Source organism: Bradyrhizobium sp. AUGA SZCCT0169, assembly GCF_018130085.1.
In the GTDB taxonomy this organism is placed as follows: domain Bacteria; phylum Pseudomonadota; class Alphaproteobacteria; order Rhizobiales; family Xanthobacteraceae; genus Bradyrhizobium.
Genome location: NZ_JAFCMC010000004.1, coordinates 265,426 through 283,670, shown reverse-complemented (window position 1 = coordinate 283,670; position 18,245 = coordinate 265,426). Strand labels below are relative to the sequence as shown.

The 18,245-nt window shown below is 64.3% G+C and carries 15 protein-coding genes; 10 read left to right on the top strand and 5 right to left on the bottom strand.

Annotated elements, in window-relative coordinates:
- The first annotated feature begins 58 nt into the window (after positions 1 to 58).
- From JQ609_RS07020 to JQ609_RS06985, 8 genes are all read left to right on the top strand, one after another.
- Positions 59 to 1,555, top strand: a complete 1,497-nt coding sequence (locus JQ609_RS07020; protein ID WP_212272668.1) for a CoA-acylating methylmalonate-semialdehyde dehydrogenase — start codon at positions 59 to 61, stop codon at positions 1,553 to 1,555.
- A gap of 133 nt (positions 1,556 to 1,688) precedes the next feature.
- Positions 1,689 to 2,834, top strand: coding sequence for an isobutyryl-CoA dehydrogenase (locus JQ609_RS07015; RefSeq protein WP_212272776.1), 1,146 nt, complete (start codon positions 1,689 to 1,691; stop codon positions 2,832 to 2,834).
- Positions 2,831 to 3,907, top strand: a complete 1,077-nt coding sequence (locus JQ609_RS07010) for an enoyl-CoA hydratase/isomerase family protein (RefSeq protein WP_212272667.1) — start codon at positions 2,831 to 2,833, stop codon at positions 3,905 to 3,907. The genes JQ609_RS07015 and JQ609_RS07010 overlap by 4 nt, the downstream gene beginning before the upstream one ends.
- A 33-nt stretch (positions 3,908 to 3,940) precedes the next feature.
- Positions 3,941 to 4,828 carry a 3-hydroxyisobutyrate dehydrogenase gene (gene mmsB, locus JQ609_RS07005; protein WP_212272666.1) on the top strand — a complete coding sequence of 296 codons (888 nt, stop codon included), beginning with the start codon at positions 3,941 to 3,943 and terminating at the stop codon, positions 4,826 to 4,828.
- A 10-nt stretch (positions 4,829 to 4,838) separates the two neighbouring features.
- Positions 4,839 to 6,572 carry an AMP-binding protein gene (locus JQ609_RS07000; RefSeq protein ID WP_212272665.1) on the top strand — a complete coding sequence of 578 codons (1,734 nt, stop codon included), beginning with the start codon at positions 4,839 to 4,841 and terminating at the stop codon, positions 6,570 to 6,572.
- A gap of 3 nt (positions 6,573 to 6,575) precedes the next feature.
- On the top strand, positions 6,576 to 7,055 hold the full coding sequence (locus tag JQ609_RS06995; RefSeq protein WP_212272664.1) for a MaoC family dehydratase: 480 nt from the start codon (positions 6,576 to 6,578) through the stop codon (positions 7,053 to 7,055).
- A gap of 115 nt (positions 7,056 to 7,170) precedes the next feature.
- On the top strand, positions 7,171 to 8,088 hold the full coding sequence (locus tag JQ609_RS06990) for an SDR family NAD(P)-dependent oxidoreductase (RefSeq protein WP_212272662.1): 918 nt from the start codon (positions 7,171 to 7,173) through the stop codon (positions 8,086 to 8,088).
- Between the two features lie 2 nt (positions 8,089 to 8,090).
- Positions 8,091 to 9,320 (top strand): TIGR03862 family flavoprotein, encoded by a 1,230-nt coding sequence (locus tag JQ609_RS06985; RefSeq protein ID WP_212272661.1) that lies wholly within the window; start codon positions 8,091 to 8,093, stop codon positions 9,318 to 9,320.
- Between the two features lie 72 nt (positions 9,321 to 9,392).
- Here the strand turns inward: JQ609_RS06985 and JQ609_RS06980 are convergent, their stop codons facing one another.
- The 3 genes from JQ609_RS06980 to JQ609_RS06970 form a co-directional block, all read right to left on the bottom strand.
- Positions 9,393 to 10,475: a D-TA family PLP-dependent enzyme gene (locus JQ609_RS06980; RefSeq protein ID WP_212272658.1), complete on the bottom strand. Its 1,083-nt coding sequence runs from the start codon at positions 10,473 to 10,475 to the stop codon at positions 9,393 to 9,395.
- A 98-nt stretch (positions 10,476 to 10,573) separates the two neighbouring features.
- Positions 10,574 to 12,385: an ABC-F family ATP-binding cassette domain-containing protein gene (locus tag JQ609_RS06975; protein ID WP_212272656.1), complete on the bottom strand. Its 1,812-nt coding sequence runs from the start codon at positions 12,383 to 12,385 to the stop codon at positions 10,574 to 10,576.
- Between the two features lie 8 nt (positions 12,386 to 12,393).
- Positions 12,394 to 12,879 carry a YaiI/YqxD family protein gene (locus JQ609_RS06970; RefSeq protein ID WP_212207872.1) on the bottom strand — a complete coding sequence of 162 codons (486 nt, stop codon included), beginning with the start codon at positions 12,877 to 12,879 and terminating at the stop codon, positions 12,394 to 12,396.
- Positions 12,880 to 13,054: 175 nt separating this feature from the next.
- On the opposite strand from JQ609_RS06970, the gene JQ609_RS06965 reads away from it, so the two are divergent.
- Both JQ609_RS06965 and JQ609_RS06960 read left to right on the top strand, forming a co-directional pair.
- Complete coding sequence (locus JQ609_RS06965; RefSeq protein WP_212272654.1) at positions 13,055 to 13,855, top strand: hypothetical protein; 801 nt, start codon at positions 13,055 to 13,057, stop codon at positions 13,853 to 13,855.
- Between the two features lie 2 nt (positions 13,856 to 13,857).
- Complete coding sequence (locus tag JQ609_RS06960; RefSeq protein WP_212272652.1) at positions 13,858 to 14,466, top strand: 2-hydroxychromene-2-carboxylate isomerase; 609 nt, start codon at positions 13,858 to 13,860, stop codon at positions 14,464 to 14,466.
- A 10-nt stretch (positions 14,467 to 14,476) separates the two neighbouring features.
- On the opposite strand, the gene JQ609_RS06955 is transcribed toward JQ609_RS06960, so the two are convergent.
- The gene (locus JQ609_RS06955; RefSeq protein WP_212272649.1) at positions 14,477 to 15,865 is read right to left on the bottom strand and encodes an FAD-binding oxidoreductase; all 1,389 of its coding nucleotides are present in this window, start codon (positions 15,863 to 15,865) and stop codon (positions 14,477 to 14,479) included.
- Position 15,866: 1 nt separating this feature from the next.
- Positions 15,867 to 18,242, bottom strand: a complete 2,376-nt coding sequence (locus tag JQ609_RS06950; protein ID WP_212272648.1) for a xanthine dehydrogenase family protein molybdopterin-binding subunit — start codon at positions 18,240 to 18,242, stop codon at positions 15,867 to 15,869.
- Positions 18,243 to 18,245: the final 3 nt, after the last annotated feature.

Here is an 18,245-nt window from a genome sequence, read left to right as displayed (position 1 = left end):
AAGAAATGCGGGTCAAAAAGGGCGGTAAAATTACCCGAGACTCCCAAGGAGAAGATTCATGCGTTCAATCGGACATTTCATCGGCGGCAAAGAGGTCAAGGGCAATTCGGGCCGGACGGCCGACGTTTTCGAGCCGATGACCGGCGACGTCCAGGCCAAGGTGGCGCTGGCCTCCAAGGCCGAGGTCCGCGCCGCCGTCGAGAACGCCAAGGCCGCCCAGGTCGAGTGGGCCAACACCAACCCGCAGCGCCGCGCGCGCGTGATGATGAAGTTCCTCGAACTCGCCAACCGCGATTACGACAAGCTCGCCGATCTCCTCGCGCGTGAGCACGGCAAGACCGTTCCTGACGCCAAGGGCGATATCCAGCGCGGCCTCGAAGTGGTCGAATTCGCCTGCGGCATTCCGCATCTGATGAAGGGCGAATACACTGAAGGCGCCGGCCCCGGCATCGATATCTACTCGATGCGGCAACCGCTCGGCGTCGTCGCCGGCATCACGCCGTTCAATTTCCCGGCGATGATCCCTATGTGGAAATTCGCGCCGGCGATCGCCTGCGGCAACGCGTTTATCTTAAAGCCCTCGGAGCGCGATCCCGGCGTGCCGATGCTGCTCGCCGCCCTGATGATCGAGGCGGGTCTTCCGCCCGGCGTGCTCAACGTCGTCAACGGCGACAAGGAAGCCGTCGACGCCATTCTCGACGATCCCGATATCAAGGCGATCGGTTTTGTCGGCTCGACGCCGATTGCGCAGTACATCTACGAGCGCGCCGCGCAGACCGGCAAGCGCTGCCAGTGTTTTGGCGGCGCCAAGAACCACGCCATCGTGATGCCGGACGCCGACATGGACCAGACCGTCGATGCCCTGATCGGCGCCGGCTACGGCTCGGCGGGCGAGCGCTGCATGGCGATTTCGGTCGCGGTGCCGGTCGGCAAGACCGCCGCCGACCGCCTGATGGAAAAGCTGATCCCGCGCGTGGAGTCGCTCAAGATCGGCACCTCGATCGATCCCTCGGCCGATTACGGCCCGCTGGTGACGCGCGAAGCGGTCGAGAAGGTGAAGAGCTACATCGACATCGGCGTCAAGGAAGGCGCGACGCTCGCGGTCGACGGCCGTGGCTTCAAGATGCAGGGCTACGAGAAGGGATTCTATCTCGGCGGTTCGCTGTTCGACAACGTCACCAAGGACATGCGGATCTACAAGGAAGAGATCTTCGGCCCCGTGCTGTCGGTGGTGCGCGCGCACGACTACAAGGAAGCGCTGGCGCTGCCGTCGGACCATGACTACGGCAATGGCGTTGCGATCTTCACCCGCGACGGCGACGCCGCGCGCGATTTCGCCGCCAAGGTCGAAGTCGGCATGGTCGGCATCAACGTGCCGATCCCGGTGCCGATCGCCTATTACACGTTTGGCGGCTGGAAGAAGTCCGGCTTCGGCGATCTCAACCAGCACGGCCCGGATTCGATCCGCTTCTACACCAAGACCAAAACCATCACCTCGCGCTGGCCGTCGGGTGTGAAGGAAGGCGCGGAGTTTTCGATTCCGACGATGAACTGATCGCGTCGTAATCTCCTTAACTCGTCATGCCCGGGCTTGACCCGGGCATCCACGACTTGAAGGTTGCAGCAGGAAAGACGTGGATGGCCGGGACAAGCTCGGCCATGACGGTAAGAGAAACGCGGGCACCGAGATGCATTTCGCTCTCAATGAGGACCAGATTGCGGTTCGCGACATGGCGCGGGAATTTGCCGCGGAGAAAATTGCGCCGCATGCGATCCGCTGGGACGAGGAAAAGCATTTCCCCGTCGACGTGATGCGCGAGGCGGCAACGCTCGGCATCGGCGGGGTCTATATTCGCGACGATGTCGGCGGCTCGGCGCTGACGCGCTTCGACGCCGCGCTGATCTTCGAGGCGCTGGCGCAGGGCTGCCCGACGGTGTCGGCGTTCATCTCGATCCACAACATGGCGTCCTGGATGATCGATGCCTATGGCAACGACACCCAGCGCCAGAAATGGCTGCCGAAGCTCTGCACCATGGAGCTCTTGGCGAGCTACTGCCTGACCGAGCCGGGCTCCGGCTCGGACGCGGCTGCTTTGCGCACCCGCGCGGTGCGCGAGGGCGATCATTACGTGCTCAACGGCCAGAAACAGTTCATTTCAGGCGCCGGCAAGGGCGATCTCTATGTGGTGATGGTGCGTACCGGCGCGGACGGCCCGGGCGGCATCTCGACGCTGGTGATCGAGGGCGATACGCCCGGCCTGTCGTTCGGCGCCAATGAGCGCAAGATGGGCTGGAACGCGCAGCCGACCCGTGCGGTGATTTTCGAGAATGCGCGTGTGCCCGTTGAAAATCGCCTCGGCGACGAGGGCATCGGCTTCAAGATTGCGATGGCCGGGCTCGACGGCGGCCGCATCAACATCGCGGCGTGCTCGCTCGGCGGCGCGCAGAACGCGCTCGACAAATCGCTTGGCTACATGAAGGAGCGAAAAGCCTTCGGCAAGCGCCTCGACGAATTCCAGGCGCTGCAGTTCCGCTTGGCCGACATGGCGACCGAACTGGAGGCGGCGCGGACGTTTGTTTGGCGCGCCGCTGCTGCGCTCGACCGCAAGGATGCGGACGCGACCATGCTGTGCGCGATGGCCAAGCGTTTTGGCACCGATGTCGGCTTCGAGGTCGCCAACCAGGCGCTGCAACTGCATGGCGGCTATGGCTATCTCAGCGAATACGGCATCGAAAAGATCGTGCGCGATTTGCGCGTGCACCAGATCCTGGAAGGGACCAACGAGATCATGCGGCTGATCGTATCGCGAAAACTGATCGAGGGGGCGCGATGACATCGGCTACCGAGGCGCCGGAGGGCGACCTGATCGCACGGCGCGAGGGTTCCTGCGGCGTGATCCGGCTCAACCGGCCGAAGGCGATCAATGCCGTGACGCTGGAGATGTTTCGCGACGTCGACAAGGCGCTCGATCAGTTCGAGGCCGATCCGGCCGTCGCGGTGATCCTGCTGGAAGGGGCAGGCGAACGTGGCCTCTGCGCCGGCGGCGACATCCGCGCGCTCTGGGAGAGTTCGAAGGTCAAGGGCGATCTCGGCAAGATCCTGTGGCGCGAGGAATACATCCTCAACGCCCGCATCAAGAAGCTCCCAAAGCCTTATGTCGCCTTCATGGACGGCATCGTAATGGGCGGCGGCGTCGGGTTGTCGGCCCACAGCAGCCATCGCGTGGTGACGGAGCGGACGAAACTGGCGATGCCCGAAGTCGGCCTCGGCTTTTTCCCGGATGTCGGCGGCACCTGGCTCCTCTCGCATTCGCCGGGTGAAATCGGCACGTATTTTGGCCTGACCGGCCAGACCATGAATGGCCCCGATGCGATCAATGCGCGTTTTGCCGATGCGGTCGTGCCATCGGCTAAATTGCCCGCGCTGCGCGAGGCGCTGACCAAGGTTCGGCCCGGAGCAACATCAGCCGAAATCAAGACCCTTATTGATGGCTTTGCGACCGGCGAGACTGCCGGCCCCGTGGCCGCGATGCAGACAAAAATCGACAGCTGGTTCGCCCATGACCGGATGGAAGACATCGTTGCCGCCCTGCAGCAGGACCGCTCGGAACTGGCGCTTTCAACCCTGAAGACGCTCGGCGAGAAATCGCCACGCGGCATGGTGGTCACGCTGAAACTGCTTCGGCTGGCGCGGGCGTCGTCCTCGCTGGAGGAATGCCTGGTGCGGGAATATCGCGCCGCGCTGGAAGTGTTTGCCAGCGACGACTTTCGCGAAGGCGTGCGCGCCGCCGTGATCGACAAGGACCGAAGTCCAAAATGGTCGCCGCTGCGGATCGAGGATGTGACGCCTGCGATGCAGGCGCCTTACTTCGCCGAGATCGGCGCCGACGAACTCAGGTTCAACTGAAATAACAAGAACAGCTCACGCGGAGGATTTGAGATGGCAAATATCGCATTCATTGGCCTCGGCAATATGGGCGGGCCGATGGCGGCCAACCTGGTCAAGGCCGGCCACAAGGTCATTGCCTTCGATCTGGTCGAAGCGTCGAAGAACCAGGCCAGGACCGATGGCGCCACCATCGCGGACAGCGCCGCGGCCGCGGTGAAGGGTGCGGATACCGTCATCACCATGCTGCCCGCGGGCAAGCACGTGGTCTCGGTCTGGACCGACGTGGTTCCGGCGATGGCCAAGGGTGCGCTGATCATCGATTGCTCGACCATCGACGTCGAGAGTGCAAAACAGGCGCATGCGCTGGCGGCGAAGCACGGCATGGCTTCGGTCGATGCGCCGGTGTCCGGCGGAACCGGCGGCGCCAAGGGCGCGACGCTCACCTTCATGTGCGGCGGCGAGGACAAGGCGTTTTCCGCGGCCAAGCCGGTGCTGGAGAACATGGGCAAGAAGATCGTGCATTGCGGCGGCGCCGGCGCCGGGCAGGCGGCCAAGATCTGCAACAACATGATTTTGGGTATTTCCATGATCGCGGTAGGCGAGGCCTTCGCGCTCGCCGAAAAGCTCGGCCTGTCGCATCAGGCGCTGTTCGACGTCGCCTCGACCTCATCGGGGCAATGCTGGTCGCTGACGACCTATTGCCCGGTGCCGGGCCCGGTTCCGACCTCGCCGGCCAACAACGGCTACAAGCCGGGTTTTGCGTCCAACCTGATGGTGAAGGATTTGACGCTGGCGCAGGACGCCGCCAATGCCGCGGGGGCCGCGACCCCTCTGGGCAAACATGCGCAGGAGATCTACAAGGCATTCGACGCCGCCGGCCATGGCGGGGTGGATTTTTCCGGGATTATCCAGCACGTTCGGAGTCTCGCCGGGAAATAACGGAGAGCCGATGACGAGTTTCCAGGACGCGCGCGCCTTTCTGCTCAAGCACCGCACCGATTACGACACCGCGGTAAAAGGGTTCCGCTGGCCGGACCCTGTTCCGTTCAACTGGGCGCTGGACTGGTTCGACGCCGAACTGGCGTGTAACGCCGACAGCAAGGACCGCGCGGCGCTGTGGATCGTCGATGCCGGCAGCGACAAGGAAACAAAACTTTCCTTTGCCGCGCTGTCGCGCCGTTCCAACCAGGTCGCCAATTTCCTGCGCGCGCAGGGCCTGAAGCGCGGCGATCATCTGCTGCTGCTGCTCGGCAATGTCGTGCCGCTGTGGGAGACCATGCTGGCGGCGATGAAGCTCGGCGTCGTCGTGATCCCCGCAACCACGCTGCTGACGCCCGACGAACTGCGCGACCGGCTCGACCGCGGCCGCGCCAAGGTCGTGGTGGCCTCGCAGGATCAGGTCGCGAAATTCGCGAGCCTTGGTGCCGAGGGCCTGGTGCGCATCGTGGTCGGTGCGACCGCGAAGCACGACGGCTGGTTGCCGTTCGAAGAGTCCGCCAACACCTCCGAAACATTCGCAGCCGACGGCCCGACCAACGCCGACGATCCGATGCTGCTCTATTTCACCTCGGGTACCACGGCAAAACCAAAGCTGGTGCGGCACAGCCAGCGCAGCTATCCCGTCGGCGCGTTGTCGACGATGTTCTGGCTCGGGCTGCAGCCGGGCGATGTGCACCTCAACATTTCCTCGCCGGGCTGGGCCAAGCACGCCTGGAGTTGCTTGTTCGCGCCATGGAACGCCGGGGCCACCGTGTTCGTGGTCAACCAGCCGCGCTTCGATGCCAAGTCATTGCTCGCCACCATCGGCCGCTGCGGCGTGACGACCTTGTGCGCGCCGCCGACGGTGTGGCGGCTGTTCATCCAGGAGAAGCTCGCGGACTTCAAGGTGAGCTTGCGCGAGGTCTGCGGCGCCGGCGAGCCGCTCAATCCCGAAGTCATCGATCAGGTGCAGAACGCCTGGGGCCTGACCATCCGCGACGGCTACGGCCAGACCGAAACCACGGCGCTCGCCGGCAATTCGCCGGGCCAGAAGGTCAAAATCGGATCGATGGGCCGTCCATTGCCCGGCTATCGCGTGCAGATCACGGACAATGACGGCCACGCCACCAAGGAGGGCGAGGTGACGCTGGTGCTCGGCGCGGACCGTCCGGCCGGCCTGATGCAGGGCTATCAAGGCGAGGACGGCAAACTGAGCGGCGCCGATGGCGATCTCTATCGCAGCGGCGACGTGGTGTTCGCCGATGACGAGGGGTATCTGACCTTCGTCGGCCGCTCCGACGACGTGTTCAAATCCTCCGACTACCGCATCAGCCCGTTTGAACTCGAAAGCGTGCTGCTGGAGCATGAATCGGTGGCGGAAGCCGCCGTCGTGCCCAGTCCCGATCCGATCAGGCTCGCAATCCCGAAGGCCTATGTGCTGCTGGTGGCTGGCGTGGAACGCTCGCCGGAGACCGCGCTGTCGATCTTCAACCACCTGCACACCCGCCTTGCGCCGTTCAAGCGCATCCGGCGCATTGAGCTGGTAACCGAATTGCCGAAGACGATTTCGGGAAAAATCCGCCGCGTGCAATTGCGGCGGCTGGAGCACGACGACAACCGCAGCGATGCGCTGCGCGGGACGGAATTCCGCGAAGAACAGTTTCCGGAGCTGCAGAAGGTGCGGACCGCCGGATTGGAGACCTGAGTAATGAATGAAGTCTGGAAGAAGCCGCCGGTGTCGTTCGAAGCCTATCAGGCCATGGTGGGCAAGGAGATCGGCGTCTCGTCCTGGCACCTGGTCGATCAGGCCAGGATCGACCTCTATGCCGACGTGATCGAGGACCACCAGTTCATCCACGTCGATCCCGAGCGCGCCAAGAAGGAAACCGCTTACGGCACAACCGTGGCGCACGGCTTTCTGACGATGTCGCTGCTGTCGATCATGTCCTATGAGGTGATGCCGGTCATCGAAGGCACCACGATGGGTGTGAATTACGGGTTCGACCGGCTGCGCTTCATGTCGCCGGTGCGCGCGGGCTCCCGCGTCCGCGGCCGTTTCACGCTGCTGGAAGCCACGCTACGCAAGCCCAAGGAACTGCAGTCGCGCACCAATGTCACCGTCGAGATTGAGGGCGAGCCAAAGCCGGCCCTGGTCGCCAACTGGCTCGGGCTGATCTATTTCGCCTGAGGATTGGCTGTCATTGCCGGGCTTGACCCGGCAATCCATCACTGCTCAAAAACGGTCGATTCTGGATGGATGCCCGGGTCAAGCCCGGGCATGACGAGAACTGGGAACACCACTCATGACAATCAGGTTTGACGGACGCGTCGCAATCGTCACCGGCGCGGGCAATGGTCTGGGACGGGCGCATGCGCTGGGGCTGGCCAGCCGCGGCGCCAAGGTCGTGGTCAATGATTTCGGCGGCGCGCGCGACGGGACCGGCGGCTCGCTGACGCCCGCCGAGACCGTGGTCGAGGAAATCCGCAAAGCCGGCGGCACGGCGATGGCCGACGGCGCCGACGTCTCGAAGTTCGGACAGGTCACCGCGATGGTCGAGCGGGCCACGAAGGAGTGGGGCGGCGTCGATCTGTTGTGCGCCAATGCCGGCATCCTGCGCGACAAGTCGTTCGCAAAAATGGACATCGCCGACTTTGCCAAGGTGCTCGATGTTCATCTCGTCGGTACATTTTACTGCTGCAAGGCAGTGTGGGATGGCATGCGCGAGCGGAATTACGGCCGCATCGTGCTGACGACCTCCTCATCCGGCCTGTTCGGCAATTTCGGCCAGGCCAATTATGGCGCCGCCAAAGCCGGCATGGTCGGCCTGATGAACGTGCTGGCCGAGGAGGGCCGCAAGAACAACATCCGCGTCAATACGATTTCGCCGACCGCGGCGACGCGCATGACCGAAGAGCTGTTGCCGCCACAGGCGCTGGCGCTGATGCGCCCCGAGGCGATCACCCCGGCGGTGGAATTTTTGCTCAGCGAGGACGCGCCGACCCGCACCATCATGGGCGCGGGTGCCGGCTCGTTCGCGGTGATCAAGGTCGTGGAAACCGAAGGCATCAACCTGCCGCAAGCCGAGTGGACGCCGGACGCCATCGCGGCGAACTTTGCCGCGATCGGCGATATGTCCACGGCGAAGGCGCTGCAGGGCGCGTTCGAGCAGACGCAGAAATATGTCGGGCAGGCGGCCGCGAAGGCGGGGATCAAGCTCTGACGATGGCTATCGCCGTCATCGGCGCCGGACCTGCCGGGCTGATGGCGGCCGAAGTGCTGGCGCAGGGCGGCGCTGCGGTCACCGTCTACGACACGATGCCCTCGGCCGGGCGCAAGTTCCTGATGGCCGGCCGGGGCGGGCTCAATCTGACGCACAGCGAGCCGCTGGCCGCCTTCGTTGCGCGCTACGGCAGCGCGCAGCCGCATCTCGTATCGGTCATCGAAGCGTTTCCGCCACAAGCGCTGCGCGACTGGAGCGAGGCGCAGGGGCAGCCGACTTTCGTCGGCTCCAGCGGCCGGGTTTTCCCGCAAGCATTCAAGGCGTCACCGTTGCTGCGGGCATGGCTGCGGAGGCTGGATTCGCAGCGCGTGCAGTTCGCGCTGCGCCATCGCTGGACCGGTTGGAGCGAAGACGGCCGCCTCCAGTTCCAGACACCGGACGGACCACGCGACATCGAAGCGAGCGCGACCGTACTGGCACTTGGCGGTGCAAGCTGGCCGCGGCTTGGCTCCGACGGCGTATGGGCGGAAACGCTCGCTGCCAAGGGCGTCAACATATCCCCGCTGCGTCCGGCAAATTCCGGCTTCACCGTCGCATGGTCCGATATTTTCCGCGATCGGTTCGAAGGCCAGCCGCTCAAGGGCGTAGCGCTGACGTTTGGAACGCACAGCGTTCGCGGCGAAGCCATCGTCACCCGCACGGGTATCGAAGGTGGCGCGATCTATGCGCTGTCGGCGGAATTGCGCGAGGCGATCCTTGGCGCAGGGCAGGCGACGCTGCACGTCGCGCTGCGCCCCGATCTGGCGATCGAGGAATTGACCGCGCGGCTCTCTGCGCCAAAAGGTAAACAATCCCAGTCGAACTTCCTGCGCAAGGCCGCGCATCTTTCGCCGGTCGCGATCGGATTGCTGCAGGAGGCGGCGAAGACGTCCGGCGTCTCGTTGGCTTCGCTATCGCCATCCGATCTCGCGCGACTGATCAATGCTGTGCCCGTAGAACTCAACGGCGTCGCACCGATCGCGCGCGCGATCTCGACCGCGGGCGGAATTGCCTTCGACGAACTCGATGCCGACTTCATGATCCGCCGTTTGCCGGGCGTATTCGCGGCCGGCGAAATGCTCGACTGGGAAGCGCCGACCGGCGGCTATCTGCTGCAGGCGTCGTTTGCGACGGGAGCAGCGGCGGGGAAGGGTGTGTTGAAGTGGCTCGATCGTAGGATGGGTAGAGCGTAGCGAAACCCATCACATCATGTCACGGGGATAGATGATGGGTTTCGCTCCGCTCTACCCATCCTACGGACTGGATCACCGCAGCTTCCCCCGCGCCGCCACCGGCAACGTCCCAAGAATCTCCTCGCCGCGGACCATCACCACTTCGTCCATCATGTTGACGACGACGCAGACGTGGTTGGGGATGATGCGCACGACGTCGCCGACGTTCGGCCGCGTGTTGCTGCGGGTGAGGTCGAGGAAACCATGCTCCTCGGCAAAGCGCGCGATCTTGGCTTCGGGATGTTCGAGGATCAGGCCGTGGCCTTCGAGCCCGCCGCCGGTGTCCGACGTCAAGGTCTTGGAGCCGGCATCGAGGATGCCGCGATCCGGGCCGGCGCGGCTGACGACCGTCGAATAGATGCTGAGGGCGCAATCGTCCCAACTGGCGACGCCGGCCGCGACCTGCATGCGGTCGTTGTAGATGTAGGTGCCGGGCCGATGCTCGGTGGCGCCCTTGAGCTTGCCGACGTTCTTCATGTTCGGCGAGCCACCGGTCGAGACCATCGTGGCATCGAGGCCGTGGGCGCGGACGCCGGCCAGCGCCTCGTCAAAGAATTTTTGTGCCTCGGCCCAGCCGGTTTCGGTCGGGTACAGCATGAAGCCGGCGAATTTCAGTCCCTTGGAGCCCGCGATCTCGCGTGCCAGCGCAATGGCTTCGGCAGGCGTCTCGACGCCGGCGCGCTTGCGTCCGGTGTCGCATTCGACCACCACCGACAGCGGACGGCCTGAGGCCGCGGCGGCCTGCGGCAGGCCCGCCACCACGACGGAATTGTCGCAGGCGACCGTCATGTTGGCCTTGCCCTGCAGCGCGCCGAGCCTCGCCATCTTCTCTTCGCCGATCAGATTGTAGCTGATCAGGATGTCGTCGATCCCGGCGTCTGCCATCACTTCGGCCTCGCCGAGCTTCTGGCAAGTCACGCCCTTGGCGCCGGCCTTGATCTGCATGGTCGCGAGCAGCGGGCTCTTGTGGGTCTTGATGTGCGGCCGGTTGGCGACGCCGGCGGCATCGCAAGCCGCCTGGATGCGCGCTATGTTGCGCTCGACCCGGTCCATGTCGATCACGGCGGCGGGCGTGCCGTATTCACGGGCGATCTTGGCGGCGAGGGGTGTGGTCATGGTTTCCTCAATTGTAGGATGGGTAGAGCGCAGCGAAACCCATCAAACACTATCCACGGGGCATGATGGGTATCGCTTCGCTCCACCCATCCTACGATTCAAGCCTGCTCTATCTCTTCGCGCAAAACCTCAAGTTCCAGCCACTTGTCCTCGGCTTCCTGCAATTCCTTCTGCGCCTTTGTAAGCGCATCGGAGGCGGAATCAAACTTCTTGCGGTTCTTCTTGTAGAGATCGGTATCGTCGAGAATGCGCTGTTGCTTGGCGATCTCGGCTTGCAGCTTCGCCATGGTCTTGGGCAGCGTTTCCAGCGCGTGCTTCTCGTTGAAATTCAGGCGCCGTTTCGGTCCGGTCGAAGGCGATCCAGCGGCAACCCTCGCTTCCCGCTTCTCTTCGGCGACCTTGACCGCCTCGCGCTTCAGATCCGCGCCCCGCTGCGCCAGCATGTCGGTGTAGCCGCCGGCATATTCGATCCAGCGCCCATCGCCTTCGGGCGCGATCACGGAGGTCACGACGCGGTCGAGAAAGTCGCGGTCATGGCTGATCAGGATCACGGTGCCTTCGTAGTCGCCGAGCATTTCCTCGAGCACGTCGAGGGTTTCGAGGTCGAGATCGTTGGTTGGTTCGTCCAGCACCAGCAGGTTGGAAGCTTTTGCCAGTGAACGCGCCAGCATCAGCCGGCCGCGTTCGCCGCCGGACAATACTTCCAGCGGCGTGCGCATCTGCTCCTGCGCGAACAGAAAGTCCTTCATGTAGCTGACGACATGCTTCGGCTTGCCGCCGATCATGACATGGTCGCTGCCGCCGCCGGTCAGGGCATCGGCCAGCGTCGACTTGGGGTCGAGGCTTTCGCGGTGCTGGTCCAGCGTCGCCATTTCGATGTTGGCACCCAGCCGGATCGTGCCGCTGTCGGGCGGGCTGCCGCCGGTCAGCATATCAATGAGCGTGGTCTTGCCGGCGCCGTTCGGCCCGACGATGCCGATGCGGTCGCCGCGCTGCACCCGGATCGAGAACCCTTCGACGATTTTGCGGTCGCCAAACGATTTGCCGATGTTCTTGGCCTCGATCACCAGCTTGCCCGATTTGTCCGCTTCGGCGGCGGCGAGGCTGGCGTTGCCGGTCGCGCCGCGATAGGTTCGCCGCTGATCACGCAGGGCATGCAGATTGCCGAGCCGCTTGACGTTGCGCTTGCGGCGGCCGGAGACGCCGTAGCGCAGCCAATGCTCTTCATTGACGATCTTGCGGTCGAGCTTGTGCTGGTCGCGCTCTTCCTCGGCCAGCACTTCGTCGCGCCAGGCCTCGAATGCAGAGAAGCCGCGGTCGATCTGCTTGATCTGGCCGCGGTCGAGCCAGGCGGTGGAGCGCGACAGGTTCGAGAGGAAGCGGCGGTCGTGGCTGATGATGACCAGCGCACAGCGCCGGCTCTCCAGCTCGCCTTCCAGCCATTCGATGGTGGTGAGATCGAGATGGTTGGTCGGCTCGTCCAGCAGCAGAATGTCGGGGGCGGGCGCCAGCACCCGCGCCAGCGCCGCGCGGCGGGCTTCACCGCCCGAGACATGGGTGGGATCTTCATCGCCGCTCAAGCCCAGCTGCTCGATGAGATAGCGTGCCTGATAATGGTCGTCGCCCGGATTGAGTCCGGCCTCGACATAGGCCAGCGTCGTCTTGTGCGCGCCGAAATCAGGCTCCTGCGGTAGATAGCGGATGGTGGCGCCGGGCTGCACGAAGCGGCTGCCGCTGTCGGGCTCGACTAACCCGGCGGCGATCTTCAGCAGCGTCGATTTGCCGGAGCCGTTGCGGCCGATCAGGCACACGCGCTCGGCCGTCGACACGGACAATTCCACGCCCGACAACAGCGGCGTGCCGCCAAAGGTCAGCGCGATATCTTTCAACTGGATCAGCGGCGGCGGCATCGTTCAGCTCAATTCTGGTTCGGCGCAGGCTGCGAGGCCCGCTGACGCTGGATGCGCCGGATGGTCTGGTCGAGCGCGGAGAGGAACGCCGAGCGGTCGCGCGGGGCGAACGATTTCGGTCCGCCCGTCACTTCACCCGACGAACGCAGATCGGTCATCAGATTGCGTACCGCGAGCGTCATGCCGATCGATTGTTCGGTGAACGGCTTGCCGTTCGGTGCCAGCACCTCGGCGCCGGCCTTGACGCAACGGCTCGCCAGCGGAATATCGGAGGTGATGACGATATCGCCCCTGCCGGCGCGTTCCGCAATCCAGTCGTCAGCGGCGTCCATCCCGGCGCCGGCGGCGATCCGCTCGATCAGCGGATCCTGCGGCACGCGGATGAAATTGCCCGCGACCACGCTGACGGGCAGGCCGTGCCGGCTCGCGACCTTATAGATCTCGTCCTTGACCGGGCAGGCGTCGGCGTCGACATAGATGCGGGTAGGATTCAAGTCGGGCACTTCAGTCGGTTTATCGGGGTTGGATTCGGTCTCGTCGTCTCGTCCGCGCGTGGTACTCCATGGGGCGGAAAAAGGCGAGGAAAACAGGCCGGGGAACACGCTTGCCACGACACTTTCTTTGCGTACGATAACGCCCGGAAACAACAAGAAAATAGAGGAAACGGGCATGACAAGCCGCATCGGGCCGTATCGCGTCTCGGCCTACAACACTTCCAAGCATTCCGAGAACAAGATGCACGATGACACGGTGGCGAAGCGCTATGGTTTTAGCGGCGGTCTGGTGCCCGGTGTCGATGTCATGGCTTACATGATGCACCTGCCGGTCGCAAAATGGGGCCGTGCCTTTCTCGAGCGTGGCCTGATCGAGGCGCGCTTCGTCAAGCCGGTCTATGACGGCGAGCAGGCCGATGTCATGGGCGAAGAAAGCAACGGCGTGCTCGAGCTCCAGGTCGAGAGCCGGGGAGATCTTTGTGCCACCGGCACCGCGTCGTTGCCGGCGGCAGCGCCATCATTTTCGCTTTCCGACTTTGTCGAGGTCGCAGCCGCAGGCGAGCGAAAGCCGGTGGATGCGACGTCCTATGCTCTTGGTAAATGGCTCGGCGCGGCGCCGCGCACCTGGGCGACGGACGCGGCAAAACAATATCTGGCGGATATTCGCGAAACCGAAGCGATCTACGCGCAGGAAGGACTCGGCCACCCCGGCCTGTTGCCGCGGGTGATGAACATGGTGCTGGTCGACAACGCCATCATGGGCCCGTGGATTCATGTCGGCACAAGGATGCAGCTCCTGTCCGCGGCCCGCATCGGCGATGAACTGACCGCGCGTGCCAAAGTGATCGGCAATTACGACAAGAAGGGGCACCGTTTTGTCGAACTCGACGCGCTGGTGGTCGCCAACGGCAAGACGCCGCTGGCGCATTGCCACCACACCGCGATCTACCAGCCGCGCGAACAGGTGGCAGCGTAATCATGACCATCACCATCGACTACTACCTGTCGCTGAACTCGCCCTGGACCTACATGGGCAGCGGCCCGTTCGCCGAGATCGCGCGCCGCTATGGCGCTGAAGTCAACGTCAAGCCCGCCAAGTTCGGTCCGATTTTCGAGCAGACCGGCGGGCTGCCGCTGCCAAAGCGTTCCCCGCAGCGGCAGGCTTACCGGCTGATGGAACTCAGGCGCTGGCGCGAGGTGCGGGGACTTCCTCTCAATGTCGAGCCTAAATTCTTCCCCAGCGATGACGCGGCGGCGACGCGCCTCGTGATCGCAGCCAAGCTGCAGGGCAAGGACGCTCATAAATTGTCGCTGGAGCTGGCGCGCGCCATCTGGGAGCGCGAGGAATCGTTTGCGGATACCGCGGTGATGGCATCATCGGCGCAACGCGCCGGTCTCGATGCCGCCGCGCTGCGGGCCGGCGGCCCATCGGACGCCGAACTCGATGCGCTGTATGAGAAATATACGCAGGATGCCCTGAAGGCGGGCGTGTTCGGCGCGCCCAGTTACGTCTTGCCCTCGGGCGAGATCTTCTGGGGCCAGGACCGGCTGGAGCTCCTAGAGCGCGCGCTGAAGCTCGCCGCCTAACCGGCGCGCTTCACATCTCGAAGACGCGACCGGGATTGAGGATGTGATGCGGATCAAGCGCGCGCTTCAGCGTGCGCATGGTCTCGATCTCCTCCGCGGTGCGGCTGAGCTTGAGATAGGGCCGCCTGGAGATGCCGATGCCGTGCTCGGCCGAGATCGAGCCGCCGAAGTCGCTGGTGAGGCCGAAGACCAGCTTCTTCATCTCCTCGTGCTTGTCAGCCGGTGGCGAGTATTTTGTGTTGACGTGCAGGTTGCCGTCACCGACATGCCCGAGCACGATGGTGTAGGCGTCCTTGTCGACCGCCTTGATCGCCTTTGCGACGGCTTCCGTGAACGGTTCCATCTGGTCGATGGCGAGGCTGATGTCGAAACCGACCGTGGGCGCGGTCGCCCGACTGAGTTCGACGCTGGAATCGCGAACCCGCCAAATCGCGGCGGTAGAAGCACCGGAATTGGCAATGATCGCATCGAGGATGATGCCTTCACCGAGCGCCTCTTCGAGCAGACTTTCAACGTCGGCGCGGAGTCGCTCGGCATTGCTGCCCGAGGATTCCATCAGCAGGTAGAACGGATGGGTGGCCGGCAGCGGCGCGGCGACGCCTCGCACCAGCTTGGTCACAAGGCGGTAATAGCTGTTCCACATCACCTCGAAGGCGGTCAGTTCGCCGCCAAGCCGCTTGCGTGCCAAATCGAGCATCGCCCGCACCTTGTCGAAACTCGGCAGCGCGCACAGCACCACCTGCTGTTCGGCCGGCGCCGGGAAAATCCGCAATGCCGCGCGCGTCACCACGCCGAGCGTGCCTTCGGTGCCGATGAACAATTGCTTGAGGTCGGTGCCGGTGTTGTTCTTGATGTATTTGCGCACGCCCTTGAGCACGGTGCCGTCAGCAAGCACCGCTTCGAGCCCGAGCACGAGATCGCGCGTCATGCCATAGCGGATCACCCGGTTGCCGCCGGCATTGGTCGAGATGTTGCCGCCGATCGTGCAACTGCCGCGGGCGCCGAGATCGAGCGGGTACATGAAGCCGTCCTGCGCGACGCGCTCGTGCACGCGCTGCAGCGGCACGGCGGCCTGGGCGATCACGACCCCGCCGCCGGTGTCGACCTCTTCGATCGCGTTCATGCGTTCCATCGACAGCACGATCTCGCCGGCCATCGGCATGGTGGCACCGACGAGCCCGGTCATGCCGCCCTGGGTCGTGACCGCGACGCGCGCCCGGTGGCAGATCGCCAGGAATCGCGAGACGTCCTCGGTCGAGCGCGGCCGCATCACCGCAAGCGGCGGAGGGACGGGGATGCCGGCCATATCGGTGTAATAGCGCGCATCGATATCGGCGCCGGTCAGGACCGTTGTCGCATCGAACGCAGCGCGGAGTTCACCGATGATGGCTGGTTGCATCCTATGCCGCCTTCCTCGCCTTGGCCTCCTGGATCGCACGCCAGACGCGTTCCGATGTCAATGGCATATCGATCTGCGAAATGCCGTACTCCGACAGCGCATCGATGACAGCATTGACGATGCAGGCGAGGCTGCCGGCGCAGCCGGCTTCGCCGCAGCCCTTGGTGCCGAGCGGATTGGTTTTGGCCGGCGAGGGGTGATCGGCGGTTGCCATCAGCGGGATGTCGCCGGCGCGCGGCATCGCGTAATCCATGAACGAGCCGGTGATTGGCTGGCCGCTGGAATCGTAACTCACTTCCTCCATCAGCGCCTGGCCGATGCCCTGAGCGACGCCGCCATGCAGCTGGCCGTCGACGATCATCGGATTGACGATGGTGCCGAAGTCAGAGATCCCGGTGTAGCGCACGATTTGGGTCACGCCGGTGTCGGGATCGATCTCGACTTCGGCGACGTGGCAGCCATTGGGGAAGGTCGACGGCGTGTCCTTGGTGGCGTGGTCGACGTCGAGCGTATCGGGCACGCCCTCCGGCACCTTGCCGTCGCGCAGCCGCTGCGCCAGCTCCATGATGCCGATCGAGCGGTCGGTGCCGGCGATGGTGAAGCGGCCATTGCCGAATTCGATGTCGCCCTCGCTGGCTTCCAGCAGATGCGCCGCAGCCTGCTTGCCCTTGGCAACCACGAGCGCCGCGGCTTCGACGATCGCCTGACCGGTCGCGGTGATCGAGCGCGAGCCGCCGGTGCCGTTACCGAAACGCACGAGATCGCTGTCGCCCTGTTCGAGCGTGATCTTCTCGAAGGGAACGCCGAGCTCGGCGGACAGCACCTGGGCGAACGGCGTGGCGTGGCCCTGGCCGTAATCGAGCGTCCCCGTCGTGAGCTTCACCGAACCATCAGGCTCGAAATTGATCTTGCCGAGTTCGCCGCTCGGCGGCGCCGTGACTTCGAGGTAGGAGCCGACCGCAATGCCGCGCAGTTTTCCCTGCTTCCTGCTTTCCTTCTTGCGCTTGGCAAAATTGGCGTGGTCGGACAATTCCAGAGCTTTCGCAAACACGCCCTGGAAATCGCCGCTGTCATAGGTGACACCGGAGGCGGCGGGGAACGGCAGTTGCGCCGGCTTGATGAAATTGCGCTTGCGCAAGGTGAGCCGGTTGATGCCCATTTCATCGGCGGCGCGGTCGATCAACCGCTCCATGTAGTAGTTGGCCTCGGGCCGGCCGGCGCCGCGATAGGCGCCCATCAAGGTCGTGTTGGTCAGCACCGTCTTGATGTCGACGCCGAGCAGCGGCGTACGATAGACGCTCGCAAGGTTCTTGGCGGTGTTGAGCGATAGCGGGCCGGGCGCCACGCCGGTGATGTAGGCGCCGAGATTGCCGTAGCCTTTGAGGCGCACGGCGAGGAATTTACCCTCGGCATCGAGCGCCAGTTCGCAATGCATGGTCTGCGCGCGGCCGTGGCTGTCGGACAGGAAGCTGGTCGAGCGCTCGTCGGTCCACTTCACCGGGCGGCCCAGCACCTTCGAGGCATGCGCGATGCAGGTGTATTCCGGATAGTTCATGTTCTTCATGCCGAACGAGCCGCCGACATTGGCGGTCAGGATACGAACCTTGTCGTTCGGCACGTTCAGGATTTTTGCAAACGTGACCTTGTTGCCGGAAACGCCCTGCGTCGGCACCTGGATCGTGAAGCGCTCGCTGGTTTTGTCGTAGGAAGCCAGCGCCACGCGCGGCTCCATCGACACCACGGCGACGCGGGTGTTGACGACGTCAAGCTTGGTCACATGCGCGGCGCCGGCGAACGCCGCATCGATCTTGGCGGCATCGCCATAGTGATAGTCGAGCGCTGTGTTGTTGGGGATGTGATCGTAGAGCTGCGGCGCGCCGGGCCGTGCGGCTTCCTCGGCATTGGTCACCGCAGGCAGCGGCTCGATATCGAGCTCGACGGCTTCCGCCGCATCGCGCGCCTGCGCCAGCGTTTCGGCGACGACATAGGCCACGGGATCGCCGACGAAGCGCACCTTGTCGGTCGCCAATGCCATGCGGTTGGTCTGCAGCAGCGGCGAGCCGTCGCGGCTCTTCAGCGGCAGGCCGCAGGTGAAGGGGTTGTAGCCGGCGGCGACGAGGTCCTGGCCGGTCCAGACGCCGAGCACGCCCGGCATGGTCCGCGCCGCCTTGATATCGATGCCGCGGATGATTCCGTGGGCGTGGCTGGACCGCACGATCCAGGCATAGGCTTGGCCTGGCAGGCTGAAATCATCGGTGTATTTGCCCTTGCCGCGAACCAGCGTGTCGTCTTCCTTGCGGCGCACAGGCTGTCCGACCCCGTATTTTTGCACTGCGATAGCGTTTTCCAGCGACGACGGAGACGTATGATCTTGCATCGA